At 71.7% G+C, this 15465-nt stretch carries 16 protein-coding genes; 3 read left to right on the top strand and 13 right to left on the bottom strand.

Going from position 1 to position 15465, the window contains the following annotated elements:
• Positions 1-36: 36 nt before the first annotated feature.
• From CVS47_RS05385 to CVS47_RS05360, 6 genes are read right to left on the bottom strand one after another with little or no spacing between them, the layout of a single operon-like run.
• Positions 37-843, bottom strand: coding sequence for an SseB family protein (locus tag CVS47_RS05385; RefSeq protein ID WP_127095175.1), 807 nt, complete (start codon positions 841-843; stop codon positions 37-39).
• Positions 827-1573 (bottom strand): bifunctional 1-(5-phosphoribosyl)-5-((5-phosphoribosylamino)methylideneamino)imidazole-4-carboxamide isomerase/phosphoribosylanthranilate isomerase PriA, encoded by a 747-nt coding sequence (gene priA, locus CVS47_RS05380; protein ID WP_127095174.1) that lies wholly within the window; start codon positions 1571-1573, stop codon positions 827-829. Before priA ends, CVS47_RS05385 begins: the two co-directional genes overlap by 17 nt.
• Before the next feature lie 58 nt (positions 1574-1631).
• Positions 1632-2282 (bottom strand): imidazole glycerol phosphate synthase subunit HisH, encoded by a 651-nt coding sequence (gene hisH / locus CVS47_RS05375; RefSeq protein WP_127095173.1) that lies wholly within the window; start codon positions 2280-2282, stop codon positions 1632-1634.
• Positions 2279-2893, bottom strand: a complete 615-nt coding sequence (gene hisB / locus CVS47_RS05370; protein ID WP_127095172.1) for an imidazoleglycerol-phosphate dehydratase HisB — start codon at positions 2891-2893, stop codon at positions 2279-2281. The genes hisH and hisB overlap by 4 nt, the downstream gene beginning before the upstream one ends.
• A complete protein-coding gene (locus CVS47_RS05365) occupies positions 2890-3984 on the bottom strand; it encodes a histidinol-phosphate transaminase (RefSeq protein ID WP_206502765.1) in 1095 nt (364 codons plus the stop codon). Before CVS47_RS05365 ends, hisB begins: the two co-directional genes overlap by 4 nt.
• A gap of 21 nt (positions 3985-4005) precedes the next feature.
• The gene (locus CVS47_RS05360) at positions 4006-4368 is read right to left on the bottom strand and encodes a LysM peptidoglycan-binding domain-containing protein (RefSeq protein ID WP_127095170.1); all 363 of its coding nucleotides are present in this window, start codon (positions 4366-4368) and stop codon (positions 4006-4008) included.
• Positions 4369-4625: 257 nt separating this feature from the next.
• Between CVS47_RS05360 and lexA the strand changes: the two genes are divergently transcribed.
• Together lexA and CVS47_RS05350 are read left to right on the top strand one after the other, a co-directional pair.
• Positions 4626-5318: a transcriptional repressor LexA gene (gene lexA / locus CVS47_RS05355; protein WP_127095169.1), complete on the top strand. Its 693-nt coding sequence runs from the start codon at positions 4626-4628 to the stop codon at positions 5316-5318.
• Positions 5319-5375: 57 nt separating this feature from the next.
• On the top strand, positions 5376-7337 hold the full coding sequence (locus CVS47_RS05350) for a prolyl oligopeptidase family serine peptidase (RefSeq protein ID WP_127095168.1): 1962 nt from the start codon (positions 5376-5378) through the stop codon (positions 7335-7337).
• A gap of 93 nt (positions 7338-7430) precedes the next feature.
• Here the strand turns inward: CVS47_RS05350 and hflX are convergent, their stop codons facing one another.
• Entirely contained in the window at positions 7431-8948 is a 1518-nt protein-coding gene (hflX, locus tag CVS47_RS05345) for a GTPase HflX (protein ID WP_127095167.1), read from the bottom strand.
• 80 nt (positions 8949-9028) lie between these two features.
• Here hflX and CVS47_RS05340 point away from each other — a divergent pair, with 80 nt between their 5' ends.
• The gene (locus CVS47_RS05340; protein WP_127095166.1) at positions 9029-9667 is read left to right on the top strand and encodes a class I SAM-dependent methyltransferase; all 639 of its coding nucleotides are present in this window, start codon (positions 9029-9031) and stop codon (positions 9665-9667) included.
• 37 nt (positions 9668-9704) lie between these two features.
• Here CVS47_RS05340 and dapF read toward each other — a convergent pair whose 3' ends face one another.
• The 6 genes from dapF to recA all read right to left on the bottom strand — a co-directional run bounded on the left by dapF (position 9705) and on the right by recA (position 15465).
• Entirely contained in the window at positions 9705-10568 is an 864-nt protein-coding gene (dapF, locus tag CVS47_RS05335; protein ID WP_127095165.1) for a diaminopimelate epimerase, read from the bottom strand.
• 60 nt (positions 10569-10628) lie between these two features.
• A complete protein-coding gene (locus CVS47_RS05330; RefSeq protein WP_127095164.1) occupies positions 10629-11048 on the bottom strand; it encodes a GNAT family acetyltransferase in 420 nt (139 codons plus the stop codon).
• On the bottom strand, positions 11045-11977 hold the full coding sequence (miaA, locus tag CVS47_RS05325) for a tRNA (adenosine(37)-N6)-dimethylallyltransferase MiaA (protein ID WP_127097210.1): 933 nt from the start codon (positions 11975-11977) through the stop codon (positions 11045-11047). The genes CVS47_RS05330 and miaA overlap by 4 nt, the downstream gene beginning before the upstream one ends.
• A gap of 41 nt (positions 11978-12018) precedes the next feature.
• On the bottom strand, positions 12019-13566 hold the full coding sequence (gene miaB / locus CVS47_RS05320; RefSeq protein WP_127095163.1) for a tRNA (N6-isopentenyl adenosine(37)-C2)-methylthiotransferase MiaB: 1548 nt from the start codon (positions 13564-13566) through the stop codon (positions 12019-12021).
• Positions 13567-13702: 136 nt separating this feature from the next.
• Positions 13703-14416 carry a regulatory protein RecX gene (locus tag CVS47_RS05315; RefSeq protein WP_127095162.1) on the bottom strand — a complete coding sequence of 238 codons (714 nt, stop codon included), beginning with the start codon at positions 14414-14416 and terminating at the stop codon, positions 13703-13705.
• Complete coding sequence (recA, locus tag CVS47_RS05310) at positions 14416-15465, bottom strand: recombinase RecA (RefSeq protein ID WP_127095161.1); 1050 nt, start codon at positions 15463-15465, stop codon at positions 14416-14418. Before recA ends, CVS47_RS05315 begins: the two co-directional genes overlap by 1 nt.

The raw sequence follows: 15465 nt of genomic DNA, 5'->3' as shown, positions 1-15465 counted from the left end.
CGGCCGCGCTCCTCAGCCGGCAGGCGGCCGCACTCCTCAGCCGGCGGGCGAATCCCTGGAGCGCACGAGCTTCACGGTGAGCGAGTCCACCAGCACCGCGATGCGGTCGTCCGTGGCCCAGCGGCGCGCCAGCCTCGACAGCACGGCGTCGAGCTGAGCCTGATCCAGCCCCTCCATCAGCTCGAGGCGGACGACGAGCTCCGGGCCGCGGAGACGCGCGTCGGGGTCGCCCGGCTGCACGGTGAGATCGAGCACCGCGAGCTCGCCCGCCACGCTCGCCTGCAGGGCCGAGAAGACCTCCGGCGAGGCGAAGGACGGGTCCCACGCCTGCGACTGGGCGATCGCCCACATGGCCGGACGCCGCAGGATGAACTCGGTGTCCGAGCCGGGGTCGATGACGATGAGCTCGCTGTCGTCGTCCGCGGCGGCCAGTGCCGTGCGCACTCCGGGAGCGGGGACAGGACGAGCCGCGGCATCCCAGCGGCCCATCGTCTCCACCGAGGTGAACACCGGCAGCACGCGCCGGCCGTCGGGCGCGGCGACCGTGACGATCGAGAGCTCCTGGGTCTTGTCGACCGCCAGGCCGGACGGCGCCACGCCCATCTCGCCCTTCTGCGCGACGAGCGGGATCAGCAGGCGGGCGGAACGGTAGGCGTCCACGACGTCGGTCTGCGAGCCCTTCCCTTCACGGAACGCGCGGAGCGCAGCCAGCAGATCGGGGTCGGCGGAGCCGTCGTCGCCCGAATTCGGGTTCGACTCGAATGCGCGGCCCTTCCACGGCACGCCGGCGGAGTCGCCGGCGTGGTGGCCGTGGTCGTGCGGGTGATCAGCCTCCGGCGACATCGAGCGCCTCGGCCAGGGTGAAGGCTCCGGCGTACAGGGCCTTGCCCACGATCGCACCCTCGACGCCCAGCGGCACGAGCTCGCGCAGGGCGGCGATGTCGTCGAGGCTGGAGATGCCGCCCGAGGCGACCACGGGCTTCGGCGTGCGACCGGTCATCTCGCGCAGCAGCTCGAGGTTCGGGCCCTGGAGGGTGCCGTCCTTCGTGACGTCGGTGACGACGTAGCGGCTGCAGCCGGCGGACTCCAGGCGGTCCAGCACCGTCCAGAGGTCGCCGCCCTCTCGCGTCCAGCCTCGCGCGGCGAGCGTGGTGCCGCGCACGTCGAGTCCGACGGCGACGGCCTCGCCGTAGCGGGCGATGACATCGGCGGCCCACTCGGGGTTCTCGAGGGCGGCCGTGCCGAGGTTCACGCGGGTGGCGCCGCTCTCGAGAGCGGCGTCGAGCGACGCGTCGTCGCGGATGCCCCCCGACAGCTCGATGTGCACGCCGCGGACGTGCTTGATGACCTTGCGCAGCACACCGGCGTTGTTCCCCCGGCCGAAGGCCGCGTCGAGGTCGACGAGGTGGATCCACTGCGCACCCTGGCGCGCCCACTCGAGGGCGGCGTCGACCGGGTCGCCGTAGCTCGTCTCGCTGCCGGCCTCACCCTGGGTGAGGCGGACCGCCTTCCCCTCGGCGACGTCGACGGCCGGGAGGAGGATCAGCTCGGGAATGGAGGCGAAATCGTTCATGGCTCAATCGATGCTCGGGGAGACGCCGGGCGGGGCGCCCCGGCGGGAGGACACGAGGTCAGAGCGTAGCCGCGGCGAGACCGTCGATCCAATTGGACAGCAGACGGATGCCGGCGGCACCGGACTTCTCGGGGTGGAACTGCGTCGCGGCCAGCGGACCGTTCTCGACGGCGGCCAGGAACGGCGCGCCGTGGGTGGCCCACGTCAGCACCGGGGCCGGGAAGGGCGGCTGCACGTCGAGGCCCCACTCGCGTGCGCCGTACGAGTGCACGAAGTAGAACCGCTCGTCCTCCAGTCCGTGGAAGAGACGGGAGCCCTCCCCCGCCGACACCGTGTTCCAGCCCATGTGCGGCAGGACGGGCGCCTCGAGCCGGTCGACGGTCCCGGGCCACTCGCCGAGGCCTGCGGTGTCGGTGCCCCGCTCGACGCCGCGCTCGAACATCACCTGCATGCCCACGCAGATGCCCAGCACCGGGCGTCCTCCGGCGAGCCGCCGATCGATGAGCTCGTCGCCGCGGCTCTCGCGCAGCGCCGTCATGACCGCCTCGAAGGCGCCGACGCCGGGCACGAGGAGGCCGTCGGCGTCCATGACGAGAGCCCGGTCGCTCGTGAGGCGCGCGTCGGCTCCCGCCGCGTCGAGCGCCTTGACGGCGGAGTGGACGTTGCCGGATCCGTAGTCCAGGACCGCGACGAGAGGCCTGCGGGTCACAGAGCGCCCTTGGTGCTCGGTATGCCCGAGACGAGGGGATCGAGCGCCTTGGCCTGACGGAACGCGCGCGCGAACGCCTTGTACTCCGCCTCGGCGATGTGGTGGGGGTCGCGGCCCGACAGCACGCGCACGTGCAGCGTCATGGCGGAGTGGAACGCGATGGCCTCGAACGTGTGACGCACCAGCGAGCCGGTGAAATGTCCGCCGATGAGGTGGAACTCGTAGCCCGCAGGCTCGCCGTCGTGCACGAGGTACGGCCGACCGCTGAGGTCGACGACCGCCTGCGCGAGCGCCTCGTCGAGCGGCACGAGGGCGTCGCCGTAGCGCGAGATGCCGGACTTGTCGCCGAGGGCCTCTCGGAGGGCGTCGCCGAGGACGATCGCGACGTCCTCCACCGTGTGGTGGGCGTCGATCTGCGTGTCGCCGGAGGCGCGCACGGTGAGGTCTGTCAGCGAGTGCTTCGCGAAGGCGGTCAGCAGGTGGTCGAAGAACGGCACCGTGGTGTCGATGCGCGCGACGCCGGTGCCGTCCAGGTCGAGGTTCAGCTCGACGGTGGATTCGCTGGTGGCACGACGCAGCGAGGCCGTCCTGTGCGTGTCGGGACGGGTCATGAGGCCGATCCTACCGAGGCGAGGGCGTCGAGGAACGCGGTGGTCTCCTCCTCGGTGCCGGCCGTCACTCGGAGGTGTCCCGGGATCCCGATGTCGCGGATCAGGATGCCGCGATCGTAGAGTGCGCGCCAGGTGGCGGCCGGGTCGTCCACTCCCCCGAACAGCACGAAGTTCGCCCAGGACTCGTAGGGCTGGTACCCCAGGGCCGCGACCGTCGCGGAGATCCGCTCGCGCTGCGCGACGATCTCGTCGACCATCGACAGCATGACCGGGGCGTGACGCAGGGCCGCCGTGGCGGCCGCCTGGGTGAGGGCGCTCAGGTGGTAGGGCAGCCGCACGAGACGCAGCGCATCGATGAAGGCGGGGTCCGCCGCGAGGTAGCCGACGCGGGCACCCGCGAACGCGAAGGCCTTGCTCATGGTGCGGGAGACCACGAGACGCTCGCGGTCGGGCAGGAGCGTGACCGCCGAGCGCTCGTCGCGGGGGGCGAACTCCTGGTAGGCCTCGTCGACGATGACGATGCCGTCGGTCGCGTCGTAGACCGCCTCGATGACGTCCAGCCCCATCGGCGTGCCGGTGGGGTTGTTCGGCGCGCAGAGGAACACCACGTCGGGCCGCGCGTCGGCGACCTGGCGGGCCGCGTCGTCGGCCGTCACGACGAAGTCGTGCCCGCGGGTGCCGGCGATCCACTCGGCGCCGGTGCCGCGCGTGAGCAGCGGGTACATGGAATAGGTGGGCGCGAAGCCGAAGGCGGTGCGGCCGGGGCCGCCGAACGCCTGGAGGATGTGCTGGAGCACCTCGTTCGAGCCGTTGCCCGCCCAGATCTGATCGCGTTCCAGACCGTGCCCGAGGTAGTCGGCGAACCCCTCCCGCAGAGCGGTGAACTCGCGGTCGGGATAGCGGTTGACCTCGCGCAGTGCGAGGGCGATCGCGTCGAGGATGTCGTCTGCGACGTGCTGCGGCACCGGGTGGGTGTTCTCGTTGACGTTGAGGGCCACCGACAGCGGAGCCTGTGGTGCGCCGTAGGGCGTCATTCCGCGGAGATCATCGCGGAGCGGGAGGTCATCGAGACGAGCGGTCACCCGTCCCATCGTAGAGCCGTGGGCCTGCGCTCACTCCCCGGCGGCGTACTCGGCGGGCACCGAAAGCTTCTGGCCGGCCGTGAGCGTTCCACCCTCGAGGGCGTTGAGGCGCGCGAGGGCCGACACGACGTCACGGGGGTCGGCCGACGGTGCGATGTGCTGGGCGATGGACCACAGCGACTCGCCGGCGGCGACGGTGACCGTCTCGAACGAGCCCCCCGGCATTCCCGCGTCGGGGGTCGCGGTGGCGGCTGAGCCGCCCACGACGGCGAGGGCCAGGGCGGCGGCGGCGGGGAAGGCCGCCGCGGCAGCCAGGACCCGGCGGCCGCGGACGGTCAGGCGCAGACGCGTCGTGCCGGTCGAACGGACGGACGTCATAGCGATGGTGGTCATGGCTGCTCCTTGGGCGGGGAGAGGTTCGCATCCGGCACTCGGCCGGGAGTGCCGGATGCGAATCTCTTTTCCGAAGTTATCTTCGATCTTGTAGGGTGTCAAGCGCGTCGATGTCCGCGAATCTTTCGAACACGACACGCGGACGCCTTCAGCGTCGCGGGCCTGGTCTGCGGATACGGTTTCGATACGAGTAGCCCATCACCGACCTCCGACATTCGAAGACCGATGCGGAGGAGGGCCTCAGACAGGAGACGAAGATGACCGAGCCGGCACCGGCCGACGGAGCGCGCGACAAGCCTCAGACCCGCCGCCGCAAGAGCCTCAGCGACAAGCAGCTCGCCATCCTCGAGGTCATCCAGCGTTCGATCGCCCGCCACGGCTATCCGCCGAGCATGCGCGAGATCGGCGACGCCGTGGGCCTGAAGTCGCTCTCCAGCGTCACCCACCAGCTCAACCAGCTCGAGCTGAGCGGCTACCTGCGTCGCGACCCCGGCAAGACGCGCGCGATGGAAGTCCTCATCGACCTCCCCGGCACCTCGACCGAGAACCCCGCCGACACCGCCCCCGCCGTCGGGGACGCCGCCCTCGTGCCGCTCGTCGGACGCATCGCCGCCGGCATACCGATCACCGCCGAGCAGCAGGTCGAGGAGATCTTCCCGCTGCCGCGTCAGCTCGTCGGCAAGGGCGACCTGTTCATGCTGAAGGTCTCGGGCGAGTCGATGATCGACGCCGCCATCTGCGACGGCGACTGGGTCGTCGTCCGCTCTCAGCCCGACGCGGACAACGGCGACATCGTCGCGGCCATGCTCGACGAGGAGGCGACGGTCAAGACCTTCCGCCGCCGCGACGGACACACCTGGCTGCTGCCGCGCAACTCCGCCTTCGAGCCCATCCTCGGCGACGAGGCCACCGTGCTCGGCAAGGTCGTGGCGGTCCTTCGCGCCATCTGAGCCGCCGCCGCGCCGGTCGCCCGCGGACGCGTCCGCGCCGCCGCGTACGGTGGACGGGTGACTCAGACACTCCCCTACGGATCCTGGCCGTCGCCGCTCTCCGCCCGTGACGTGGCCGCCGGCTCCCATCCGGTCGACGCCGGCCGCTACGTGGGCGACGACATCTGGTGGCTCGAGCGTCTGCCCGCCGAGAACGGCCGGTCCGCGGTCCGACGCCTGACCGCCGAGGCGGCGGCGCGCGGAGGCGAACCCGAGACGGTGCTGTCCGCCCCCTGGGACGTGCGCAGCCGCGTCCACGAGTACGGCGGCGGGGCATGGACGACGGATGCCACGGGGTCGCTGTTCTTCGTCCACGGCGGCGACCAGCGGGTGTGGCGGGGCGGCGTCGGCCTCGAACCCGTGGCCCTGACGCCCGAGGATCCTCGCGCGCGGTACGCGGACCTGGTGCTCGCGGCCGGTCGTCTCCTCGCCGTGCGGGAGGTGCACGCCGGCGAACCCGTCCCGCAGCGCGACATCGTCGCGATCCCGCTCGACGGCTCCGGGTCGGCGGACCCGGCGTCTCTCATCTCCGTCGTCGCGGGCAGCGACTTCCTCGCCGCGCCGCAGGTGTCACCGGACGGGCGGCGGCTCGCCTGGATCGCGTGGGATCATCCCGACATGCCCTGGGACGCCTCGGAGCTGCGGGTCGGCGATCTCGATGCGGACGGCACCGTCGGATCGTGGCGGACCCTGGCGGGAGGAGCGGGTGTGTCCGTGCTTCAGCCCGAGTGGGTGTCCGACCGGGAGATCCTGCACTCCTCCGACCGCACGGGGCGGTGGAACCTCGACCGCACCGATCTCGACGGACGATCCGTCGCCGTCGCGCCCGCGGATGCCGACACCGGCGGCCCGCTGTGGAACCTCGGCGCCCGCTGGTTCGCGCCGCTCGCGGACGGGCGCGTGCTCGCCGTCCGCACCGACGGCGCGGACGTCCTGGCCGTGCTCGACGGCGACGACGTCCGCGGACTCCCCGCCGACGCGTCCTCGCGTCTTCTCCTCGGTGGCGTCCACGGCACCCGCGTGCTGTTCAGCGGCTCCGGGTCGAGCACGCTCGGTGGCCTGTGGGAGGTCGATCTCGACGATGCCGCGCCCGCACCGCGGCTCGTGCGGGGCACGGTGGACGAGGCTCCGGATGCCGCATGGCTGCCCGTCGCGCAGGAGCTGACCTTCGACGGCGACCACGGTCCCGTGCACGCGTTCGCCTACCCGCCGACGAACCCCGACGTCGCCGCACCGGACGGCGAGCTGCCGCCCTACCTGCTGCTGGCCCACGGCGGCCCCACCGCGCACGCCTCCGGCGGCGCCGCGATGGACGTCGCGTTCTTCACGAGCCGCGGCATCGGCGTGCTCGACGTCAACTACGGCGGCTCGACCGGCTACGGGCGGGCCTACCGCGAGCGCCTGCGGGGGCAGTGGGGCGTGATCGACCGCGACGACATGATCGCCGCCGCCGCGGGCATCGCAGAGGCCGGCGTGGCCGATGCCGACCGCCTGGCGATCCGCGGCGGGTCGGCGGGCGGGTGGACGGTGCTCTGCGCGCTGACGGCGGGCGACGTCTTCGCCGCCGGGATCAGCCGCTACGGCGTGGCCGACCTGCGCGCCCTCGCCGCCGACACGCACGACTTCGAAGCGCGCTACCTCGACGGTCTCGTCGGCCCCTACCCCGAGGCGGAGGCGCTCTACGTCGAGCGGTCGCCGCTCACGCATCTCGACCGCTTCACGACGCCCATGCTCATCGAGCAGGGAACGGAGGACCCGGTCGTTCCGCCGGCGCAGTCCGAGGCGGTGCGCGACGCCCTGGCCGAGCGCGGCATCGCCCACGCCTACCTGGCTTTCGAAGGCGAGTCGCACGGGTTCCGGCGGGCGGAGACGATCGTCGCCTCGCTCGAGGCCGAGCTGAGCTTCCTCGGCCAGGTGGTCGGCTTCACGCCCGCCGACGTGCCCGTCCTCCCGCTGGAGGGCGAACTCCCCGCCCGCTGAGCGGGCGCGGCGACAGGGCACGTCCCGGCTGTCCCGGCTGGTGAGCGGGCGCGGCGAGGCGTCACGCCCTGCCGCGACCGCCGCCGGCAGGTCTCAGACCCGGAAGGGCTCCAGATCGGCGGCCAGGCGCTCCGAGACGTAGGCATGCAAGGCCGTGCCCGCCTCCTCGTGCTCCTGCGAGAGGATGTGGCCCGACTGGTGCGCGGCCGAGACGAGGTCGCCGCGGTCGTAGGGCACCATCGCGCGGACCTCCACCGCCGGAAGCGGCAGCGCCTTCTCGATGGCGGCCCGCAGGTCGTCGATCCCCTCGCCCGATCGGGAGGAGGCGAACAGCGCACGGGGCTCCAGACCACGCAGCACCATCCGGGTGCCCTCGTCGACCAGGTCGGCCTTGTTGAAGACGACCAGCTCCGGCACATCGCGCGCGCCGACGTCGCCCATCACATCGCGGACCGTCTGCAGCTGCGCCGCCGGGTCGGGGTGCGCGGCGTCGACGACGTGCAGGATGACGTCCGCGTCCGCGACCTCCTCGAGGGTCGAGCGGAACGCCTCGACGAGCTGGTGGGGGAGGTTCCTCACGAAGCCGACCGTGTCGGTCAGCGTGTAGACGCGACCGTCGGACGCGGTGGAACGCCGGACCGTGGCATCCAGGGTCGCGAACAGCGCGTTCTCGACCAGCACGCCGGCACTCGTCAGCCGATTCAGCAGGCTCGACTTGCCGGCGTTCGTGTAGCCGGCGATCGCGACGGACGGGATCGTGTTGCGCTTGCGCTCGGCGCGCTTGGCGTCGCGCGCCGGGGCGAAGTCGCGGATCTGACGGCGCAGCTGCGCCATGCGGGTGCGGATGCGGCGGCGATCGAGTTCGATCTTCGTCTCACCCGGTCCGCGCGAGCCCATGCCCGCCCCGCCCGCACCGACCTGGCCACCGGCCTGGCGGCTCATCGAGTCACCCCAGCCGCGGAGGCGGGGAAGCAGGTACTCGAGCTGCGCGAGCTCCACCTGCGCCTTGCCCTCGCGGCTCTTGGCGTGCTGGCTGAAGATGTCGAGGATCACCGTCGTGCGGTCGATGACCTTCACCTTGACCACGTCCTCCAGCGCACGGCGCTGGCTGGGGGCGAGCTCCGTGTCGGCGATCACCGTGTCGGCGCCGAGGGCGCGCACGAGATCGTGGAGCTCGGCCGCCTTGCCCCGCCCGAGGTACGTCGCCGGGTCGGGGTGCGGCCGGCGCTGCAGCACGGCATCGAGGACGACGGCTCCCGCCGTCTCGGCGAGGGCGGCCAGCTCGCGCAGCGAGTTCTCCGCGTCGGTCTGCTCGCCCTGCGGGTGCACGCCGACGAGGATCACGTTCTCCAGGCGGAGCTGCCGGTACTCGACCTCGGTGACGTCCTCGAGCTCGGTGGACAGTCCGACGACGCGACGCAGCGCCGCGCGGTCCTCGCGATCCCATTGATCGCCGTCCGAGTCCGCTCCGACGGTGGTCGCCTCGTCCTGCAGCGCCTGCGCGGCGCCGAACACGCGGACGCCGGAGCGTCCCTCGGCGCGCGACAGCACACGATCCACCGGGTCCACCATCGTCTCGTCGGTGTTCACGGGTGTCGTGGTGTCTGTCATGGGTTCCTTTCAGGACGTCATCGCGACGTCGTCAGACTCTAGCCTCCCCCGTTGGGGGGCCTCTCCGCTACGCTCGCTGGATGGCGAGCGACCATTACTTCACTGCGACGCCTGCGGGACCCGAGAAGCTCCGACGCATCCGCGTCACCCTGGCCGGACGGCCGTTCGAGGTGACGACGGCGGGCGGGATCTTCAGCCCCGACCACGTGGACTCCGGCACCGAGGTGCTGCTGTCCAGCACCCCTCCGCCACCGCCGGGGGGTCATCTCCTGGATCTCGGGTGCGGCTGGGGTCCGATCGCAATGTCGCTGGCGCTCCAGTCCCCTCATGCCACCGTCTGGGCGGTGGACGTGAACGAACGCGCCCTGGACCTCGTGCGGCGCAACTGCGACGAACTCGGCCTCACCAATGTCAACGCCGTGCTGCCGGCGGATGTTCCCGACGGCGTCGCGTTCCGCACCATCCGCTCGAACCCTCCGATCCGCGTCGGCAAGAACGAGCTGCACGCCCTGCTCGAGCGCTGGATCCCGCGCCTGGACGAGCGCAGCGACGCCTGGCTCGTCGTGCAGCGCAATCTCGGCTCGGATTCGCTGCAACGGTGGCTCGAAGCATCCTTCCCCGACGGCTACACGGTGCAGCGGGCATCGACCGCCCGTGGCTTCCGGGTGCTCAAGGTGCGCAGGCACGGCGTCACCGACGCGGGCGCCGAGACGGTCTAGCCCGACGCGGCCTCGCTCGGCTCGACCGTCGAGACCGTCAGGCCAGCGCGACCTGTCCGCTGAAGACGAGGGATGCCGGTCCCGACAGGAGCACGCGTCCGTCGACCATGCGCACGCTCAGCGTGCCGCCCGGCACGTCGACCGTCCACCGGTCGGGCGCGGCGGCGCCGGCCCAGTGACGCACGGCGAGCGCTGCGGCTGCGACGCCCGTTCCGCAGCTCAGGGTCTCGCCGACGCCGCGCTCGAACACCCGGAGGCGGATGGAGCCGACGCCGTGGTGCACCAGCGGGTCGCTCGGCACCACGAACTCGATGTTGGCGCCGTCGCGCGGAGCCGGATCGAGGATGGGTTGGACGGCGAGGTCGAGGCCGTCGAGCTCGTCGGGACCGGACAGCGCGACCACCACGTGGGGATTGCCGACGTCGACGCTCAGTCCCGGGCGCGCAACGGGGAGACCCTTCGCCCGGACGAGCACCTCGTCCTCCTCCGTGCGCCACTCCCCGAGATCGACCTCGAGGTGCTCGTCGGGGCGCGAGACGCGCTTGACTCCGGCGCGCGTGCCGATCAGGAGCGAACCGTCCACAGGCAGCTCGGCGAGGCCCGTCTCGAGCAGGTACCGGACGTAGACGCGGATGCCGTTGCCGCACATCTCGGCCGGAGAGCCGTCGGCGTTGCGGTAGTCCATGAACCACTCGGCGCCGTCCGCGGCCGCCTGATGGCCGTCGAGGATCGCGGGAGTCCGCACGACGCGGAGGATGCCGTCGGCGCCGATGCCGAAGCGGCGGTCGCAGAGCGCGGCCACCTGCGCGTCGGAGAGGTCGAGCTCGCCGTCGGGATCGGGCAGCAGGATGAAGTCGTTGCCGGTCCCCTGCCCCTTCGTGAAGGCGATCGTCTGGGGCATGCCCTCAGTCTACGGGCGCCGTCGGACCCGCCGGGAGGAAGGGACGGCGGCGCGCGGGCCTCAGTCGGCGATGAGCCGCTTGCCCGTCGTGGTCGTGGAGAACCGCTCGTAGCCGAGCTTGTCGTAGAGGCTCAGCACGTCTTCGTTGCCGGGTCGCACCATGAGCTGCACCTTGGGGCAGCCCATCTCCAGCAGAAGCTCCTCGACGTGGGCGAGCAGATCCCGTGCGATGCCCTCGCCGCGGCGCTGCGGGGAGGAGGCGAGGTAGTAGATCCAGCCGCGGTGGCCGTCGTAGCCGGCCATGACCGACCCGACGATGTCGCTGCCGTCCTCGGCGACGAGGAACAGCTCGGGCTGCACGCTCAGCTTGCGCTGGATGTCGAGGTGGGGGTTGTTCCAGGACCGCGTGAGGCCGGTCTCCTGCCACAGGTCGATGACGGACTCGGTGTCGCGGATGGCGAACGCGCGGATGTGTGTCATGACTCCAGTATCCGGTTCAACGCGCACGGATGCCCGCCCTCGATCCAGCGCGCGTCGCGATAGCGGCGGAACCACGACACCTGCCGGCGGGCGTAGCGGCGCGTCAGCGCCTGGGTCTGCGCGATCGCCTCGGCGCGTGTGAGCGCGCCCGACAGCTGCTCCAGGGCCTGGGCGTAGCCGATGGCGCGGCGGGCCGTGACACCCTCTTCCAGCCCGTCCGCGCGGAGGCGCTCCACCTCATCGAGGAGCCCCGCGGCCCACATCTCCTCCACGCGCGCGTCGAGACGCGAGATCAGGTCCGCACGGGGAACGTCGAGTCCGACGATGCGGGTGCGCGGATGCCACGGCACCGGCTCCTCGGGCAGTGCCGCTCCGTGGGTGCTCTCCCCCAGCGCGAGGATCTCCAGCGCCCGCACGACACGGCGGCCGTTGCGCGGATCGACCTTCTGCGCGGTGACCGGATCGAGTGCGCGCAGCCGCGCGAACAGCTCCCCCGGACCGACCTGCGCGAGCTCGGCCTCCAGCTCGGCGCGCACGGACGCATCGCGCGGCGGGAAGGCGAAGTCGAACAGGACGCTCGAGACGTACAGCCCGGAGCCGCCCACGAGGATCGCGTCGGCACCGCGACCGCGGATGGCGGAGACCGCCGCGCGAGCCTCGTGCTGGTAGCGGGCGACGGCGGCCTCTTCGCGCACAGAGAGCACATCCCAGAGATGGTGCGGGATGCCGCGGCGTTCGGCCGGGGGAAGCTTGGCCGTGCCGACGTCCATGCCGCGGTACAGCTGCATCGCGTCGGCGTTGACGATTTCGGCGGGACGGCCGCGTCGGGCGAGCGCCTCCGCGAGTTCGAGCGAGGCACCGGTCTTGCCCGTGCCGGTGGCGCCGACGACGGCCCACAGGCGAGTGTCGGCCTCCTCCGGAGCCGCCATCGCCTGCGACGTGTCCGGCTCGCTGTTCGCGACGGGTGCGCTCACACGCCGACGCGGAGCGTCGGCAGCCCCAGCGACACGGCGCGGGGAGCCGACGCGTCGCCCGGCGCCGGCACGGCGCACGACTCGGCCTGCGAGCGATCCCACGCGTCGCCGGCACGGGTGCGCCGGACGCGCAGCGGGGCTCCCGGGACGGCGTCGGCGAGCAGGTGGAACGGCGCACCGTGCGTGGCCACGACGGTCACGACGTCTCCGGGGCGGGGCGTGGCAGAGCCGTCGGGCACGTCGAAGTGCACGAGCCGATTGTCTTGGGCGCGTCCGGTCAGACGCCGGGTGGCGGCATCCTTCTTTCCCTCGCCGGTGGAGACCAGAACCTCGAGCTCGCGACCCACTTGGGCCTGGTTCTCCTCGAGGCTGATGCGCTCCTGCAGCGCGATCAGACGGTTGTAGCGCTCCTGCACCACCTCCTTGGGCACCTGATCGGCCATGGTGGCCGCGGGAGTGCCCTCACGGATCGAGTACTGGAACGTGAAGGCCGTGGCGAAGCGGGCCTGCTCGACGACGCGCAGAGTGTCCTGGAAGTCCTCCTCGGTCTCACCCGGGAAGCCGACGATGATGTCGGTCGAGATCGCGGCATGCGGCATCCGCGCGCGGACGCGGTCGAGGATGCCGAGGAAGCGCTCGCTGCGGTAGGAGCGACGCATGGCCTTGAGGATGCGGTCGCTTCCCGACTGGAGCGGCATGTGCAGCTGCGGCATGACGGCGGGCGTCTCGGCCATCGCATCGATGACGTCGTCGGTGAAGGCGGCCGGATGCGGGCTAGTGAAGCGGATGCGCTCCAGACCCTCGATCTCGCCCGCCGCACGCAGGAGCTTGCCGAACGCCTGCCGATCGCCGAACTCGACGCCGTAGGAGTTGACGTTCTGCCCGAGCAGGGTGACCTCGATCGCCCCGTCGTCGACGAGCAGCCGGATCTCGTTGAGGATGTCGCCGGGACGGCGGTCCTTCTCCTTGCCGCGCAGGCTCGGCACGATGCAGAACGTGCAGGTGTTGTTGCAGCCGACGGAGATCGACACCCAGCCGCTGTGGACCGCGTCGCGCCGGGTGGGCAGGGTGGACGGGAAGATCTCGAGCGCCTCGAGGATCTCCAGCTCCGCCTCCCCGTTGTGCCGGGCGCGCTCGAGCAGGCTCGGCAGCGACCCCATGTTGTGCGTGCCGAACACCACGTCGACCCACGGAGCCTTCTGCTGCACCGCGTCCTTGTCCATCTGGGCGAGGCACCCGCCGACGGCGATCTGCATGCCGTCGCGCTTGTCCTTGACGGACTTGAGGTGGCCGAGGGTGCCATAGAGCTTGCCCGCGGCATTGTCGCGGACGGCACACGTGTTGATCACGACGACGTCGGCATCGGCGCCAGCCTCGGCCCGCACGTAGCCGGCGCTCTCGAGGGATCCGGAGAGCCGCTCGGAGTCGTGGACGTTCATCTGGCAGCCGAAGGTCCTCACCTCGTAGGTGCGGACCCGGCCGTCGTCGGAACGTGCGGCGACCGAAGGCGCGATGAACGTCGGGGAGCTGAGCGGGGAGGTCATGATGTCGGCCATTCTACGATCCGGTGCCGCAGAGGACGCCGCGCACGGACGCGCGAGGCGCGGGCCCGTCAGCGGAGTCGGCGCGTCGCGCACGGGTGCGGGGCGCGGGCCGTCAGCGGAACCCGCGCCCCGCACCTCAGCGGAAGCGGACGCTCGAGCCGCCGACACCGGTCTCGTCGAGAGCGGTGCGTGCCGCCGTCATGGCCATCGAACCGCCGTAGCCGCGACGCGCCAGCTGTCCGGTCAGCCGTCGAAGGGCGGTGTCGCGGTCGAGCGACCGCATCGACCCCGCCTTCGATCGGGCGAACTCGAGAGCGCGCTCGGCATCGTCGTCGGGCAGCGCCGACAGCGCTGCGTCGGCGACCTCCCGGGCGACACCGCGCTTGCTCAGCGTCTGCGCGATCGCGGTGCGCCCCTGCCCCTTGCGGTCGGAGCCCGCGTGGATGAGCTGCTCGGCCAGCTGGGCGTCATCGAGATAGCCCATCCGCTCGAGGTGCTCGATGATGTCCTCGGCGTCTTCGCGGGCCAGGTCGAACCCGGTCAGCGCGGTGCGCGCCTCGCGGATCGACAGCGACCGCGTGCGCAGCTTGCGCAGCAGGGCCTTCTCCGCGAGATCGCGCGGGGACTCATTAGGCTCTGCAACCCGACCCTTGCGAGCCGGCGGGGATGCCTCCTCGTCGCCGGTCTCCACACCCTCTCGGGACCCGAACCCGCGGGAGGACCCGCTGCGTACGTCACCTCCGCCTTCCCGCGTCCGGCGGCCCGCGGAAGAAGCGGCGCCGCCGAACAGCGGGATGACGGGTGCGAGCTCGTCGGCGGACTCGTCGCCGCTGTCGACGAAATGGACCATCAGGCCGGGCGACGGGCAGCCAGCTCGTCGGCGACCTCAGCCGTCCCCTTGGGCACGCCCACGCCGAGCTTGGTCTTGATCTTCGTCTCGATCTCCACCGCGATGTCGGGGTTCTTGAGCAGGAAGTTGCGGGCGTTCTCCTTGCCCTGGCCGAGCTGCTCACCTTCGTACGTGTACCAGGCGCCCGACTTCTTCACGATCATGTGCTCGACGCCGAAGTCGATCAGGCTGCCCTCGCGCGAGATGCCCACGCCGTAGAGGATGTCGAACTCGGCCTGCTTGAACGGCGGGGCCATCTTGTTCTTGACCACCTTGACGCGGGTGCGGTTTCCGACCGCCTCCGTGCCGTCCTTCAGCGTCTCGATGCGACGGATGTCGAGGCGGACCGACGCGTAGAACTTCAGCGCCTTGCCGCCGGCGGTGGTCTCGGGCGAGCCGAAGAACACGCCGATCTTCTCGCGCAACTGGTTGATGAAGATCATCGTGGTGTTGGTCTGGTTGAGACCACCGGTCAGCTTGCGCAGCGCCTGCGACATGAGGCGCGCCTGGAGACCCACGTGCGTGTCGCCCATCTCGCCCTCGATCTCGGCCTTCGGCACGAGCGCGGCCACGGAGTCGATGACGACGAGGTCGATCGCGCCGGAGCGCACCAGCATGTCGGCGATCTCGAGCGCCTGCTCACCCGTGTCGGGCTGCGACACCAGAAGCTGGTCGATGTCGACGCCGAGCTTCTGGGCGTAGTCGGGGTCGAGCGCGTGCTCCGCGTCGATGAACGCCGCGATGCCGCCGGCGCGCTGCACGTTGGCGATCGCGTGCAGTGTCAGCGTGGTCTTACCCGAGGACTCCGGGCCGTAGATCTCGATGATGCGACCCCGGGGCAGACCGCCCACGCCGAGCGCGACGTCCAGCGCGATGGACCCGGTGGGGATGACCTCCACGGGAGCACGGTCATCGCTGCCCAGCCGCATGACCGAGCCCTTTCCGAACTGCCGGTCGATCTGGGCGAGGGCCGAGTCGAGGGCCTTCTCGCGGTCGGCGGGTGATGGCAT

Source organism: Microbacterium lemovicicum, from assembly GCF_003991875.1.
Classification (GTDB): Bacteria; Actinomycetota; Actinomycetes; order Actinomycetales; family Microbacteriaceae; genus Microbacterium; species Microbacterium lemovicicum.
The sequence above is the reverse complement of the archived record's forward strand: the minus strand, read 5'-3'. Positions and strand labels throughout refer to the sequence as shown.